The organism is Streptomyces sp. NPDC017943, from assembly GCF_044328425.1.
GTDB lineage: Bacteria > Actinomycetota > Actinomycetes > Streptomycetales > Streptomycetaceae > Streptomyces > Streptomyces djakartensis_A.
Window position 1 is genome coordinate 1 of sequence record NZ_JBIRHH010000077.1, and the last position, 2,568, is coordinate 2,568.

Genomic DNA, 2,568 nt, shown 5'->3' on the forward strand with positions numbered 1-2,568 from the left:
CAGCGGCTTGGCGATCTCCCACAGTCCGTCCGGAACAATCCAACTCCACGTACCCCGCCCCATACCGTGGTCAACGACGCCTCACCACGTAGGACTTCCCAATGAGAATGTCAAGCAGCCATCGTGACTGGTGGTGCAGTTTGATAGCACGCTCCGTCGCGGATCATTGCCCAGAGAACGTTGGCCCTTCGACGGGCGAGGGACAGCACGGCCTGCTTGTGACCTTTCCCCTCAGCACGCTTCCGTTCGTAGTAAGCCCGTGACGCGGGACACGAACGCAAGCTGGCCATGGAGGAGAGGTAGAAGGCCCGCAGGAGGCCACGGTGGTAGCGGCGGGGCCGACGCATGTTTCCGCTGACGCGGCCGGAGTCGCGTGGAACCGGTGACAGGCCGGCGAAAGCGGCCAGCGGGTCTGATGTGCCGAAGGCTTCCATATCGCCGCCGGTCGCGGCGATGAAGGTCGCCCCGAGCATGGCGCCCATGCCGGGCAGGCTGCGGATCACCTCGGCATGCCGGTGCTCGTGAAACCGGGCCTCGATGAGGGCGTCGAGCTCGGCGATCTCCTCTTCGAGGGCCATCACCCCCTTCGCGAGGCGGCCCACCATCGCGGCGGCCAGCTTCTCGCCGGGCAGTGCGGTGTGCTGGGCCTGGGCGGCCTCGACAGCGGCCTGGGCCAGTACGGCGGCGCCTTTGACCTTGCGGTTCTTCAGCCACGACTCGATTCGCTTGGCGCCGCTGCGACGGATTGCGGCTGGCGTCTGGTAGCTGGTCAGCAGCAGGATCGGCCCCTTGTTCGTCAGACTGAGCGCGCGCTCCAAGGCCAGGCAGATTTCGAGGAGTTGTTCCCGGAGTCGGTTGATCTGGCGAGTGCGGTCGTTGACGAGGTCGGTGCGGCGCCTGACCAGGATCTTGAGGTCTACGGCTATCTCGTCACCGGGACGGAGCACGCCGAGGTCATTGCGCATGCGGGCCTGGTCGGCGATGACGAAGGCGTCCTTGGCGTCCGTCTTGCCCTGGCCGCGGTAAGCGGCTGATGCCTGGTGAACGGCGAGGCCGGTGAGGTAGACCATCGGTTGGTCGTGGCCGAGCAGCAGGCCGATGAGCAAGGCGGCTCCGCCGTGGTTGATGTCCACCGCCCACAGCGCGTCCTCGGAGAGAGCGAGTACGTCGCCGATCAGCTCCAGTAGTGCGCTCTCGTCGTTCAGGACCCGCCGCGACAGCAGGCGTTCGCCTTGTGCGTCGATCACCACGCAGTGGTGATGTTCCTTGCCGATGTCCACCCCGGCCCAGATCTCGGGCACGGTCACCTCCGCCAGCTTGTCGTCACAGCAGTCCCGCAGACGACCTCGCCGACGTTGTCCTACACAGCGATCGAGTCGCGTATCCCAATTAGCGGTCGAGTCGTCGCGGGGCTCCGGGCGGCCAAGTCATTTGAGCCATCGAGCGGCGACAAGCTCACAGCCATACCCGGAACCCCTGGGCCCGACGATCTTACGAATGACCGCCTCAGACCCACGCTTGGAAGGTAGGACAAGCTAAGCGTTTCTGCAGCTGGCGCCCGAACCCCACGGGGGATGGGGTCCGGGCGCCGTGCCGGGGTCCGGACCGAGGCAAGGACGGACACCCTGCTCGCGCATCCGCAACGAGGGGGCGGACATTCATGGCGCGATGCCCCGTTCAACGACCCCTCTGAACGGCTTGTCACGCTCGCGCACTGGATCTTCACAGCCAGGCCACGCTTCCTCCTCGCGCAGGTGTGTCGGTGCGCCGCTGAGGGTGACTCGACAGGTGAGGGGTTGGGACGTAGCCTCTCGGACCTGCCGCGCCGCCATCCGTGCCGAAGCTGTCGTCTGCGCGCCCAGGGCTGGACGACCACCGACACCGCGCCGGCCGTCCAGCACCCGGCCCAGGAGGAATGCTTCGCCGCGCTCGTCCTGGACAGCCCCACGGCGCCGGCTCCGGCGCTGGTGTGGTCCGAGCGGTACGGATGGCGCACCTCGACCTCCCGTCGCCACCCGCTGGGCCGGGGAGCCGCCTGGCCCCCGCCCGGCCCCAGCGTGCGTCACCTCGCCACCGGAACCACCCCGCCCCCAGACGACCTCGTGAAGGCCCTGGAAACCAGCTGCTGACCGGGTTCGGCCGCACCCGCCGACGCGGGCCCCAAGGACGCTCCTGGGGCCCGCGCCGTGCCCGGGCACGGCCGCAGACGGCACGGACGCCGTATCGGGTGCAGCCCGCCGCGTCAACGCTCATTCCTGGGAGCAGCGGGCCGGGGCAGCCTTTAGGCGGAGGACTCTTCGCCGACGCCGGACGCGGCATCGGCCCCAGCAGATTGTGGACCGCGCTTACGAGGGGCGCCTGGGGCTGCGCAGTCACGGCGCGGCCCCAGACGCTTGTCACGGCCGACTGAGGAGGGAGGCTGTTTACCGGTCCGGTCCTCGGTTGGGGGTGTTGCGGGTGTGTCCGGCGGGTCGGGGTGTGGGGTGTTGGTTTGTGGGGTGGTGTGGGTGTGGGTGGGCGGGGCCGGGTGGGGTTTGGCCGGCGGCTGCTGCCACGGTGAGGGGCATG

General features: G+C 68.7%; 2 protein-coding genes. One reads left to right on the top strand and one right to left on the bottom strand.

What is annotated here, in order from left to right; genetic code table 11:
• Positions 1 to 110 precede the first annotated feature (110 nt).
• Complete coding sequence (locus ACH4C6_RS36330) at positions 111 to 1,307, bottom strand: IS110 family transposase (protein ID WP_398112838.1); 1,197 nt, start codon at positions 1,305 to 1,307, stop codon at positions 111 to 113.
• A gap of 489 nt (positions 1,308 to 1,796) precedes the next feature.
• On the opposite strand from ACH4C6_RS36330, the gene ACH4C6_RS36335 reads away from it, so the two are divergent.
• Positions 1,797 to 2,129: a hypothetical protein gene (locus ACH4C6_RS36335; RefSeq protein WP_398112839.1), complete on the top strand. Its 333-nt coding sequence runs from the start codon at positions 1,797 to 1,799 to the stop codon at positions 2,127 to 2,129.
• The last annotated feature ends 439 nt before the right edge of the window (positions 2,130 to 2,568 follow it).